Genomic DNA, 241 nt, shown 5'->3' on the forward strand with positions numbered 1-241 from the left:
GCAATAAATCACCACAATCATAATAATAATTAAGGTGGTAAAATGAAGAGAACAATTCTCTTATTTGCTATTTTAATATTTTCATTAAATACATTTGGCAGTAACATGCCATACTTTGAATTAAAGGATCTGAATGGAAAAGTAGTAAAGTCCTCAGAGTTTCAGGGTAAAGTAATATTGATAAACTTTTGGGCTACGTGGTGCCCACCATGCAAACGTGAGATTCCGGATTTTATAGAAC

Annotated in this window: 1 protein-coding gene; it reads left to right on the top strand. The window is 32.4% G+C overall.

The genetic code is table 11. The features are described from left to right. Positions 1-42: 42 nt before the first annotated feature. On the top strand, positions 43-241 hold a 199-nt coding region (locus tag N3D74_06725; GenBank protein MCX8095857.1), incomplete at its 3' end, for a TlpA family protein disulfide reductase.

Source organism: Caldisericia bacterium, from assembly GCA_026414995.1.
Lineage (GTDB): Bacteria > Caldisericota > Caldisericia > B22-G15 > B22-G15 > JAAYUH01.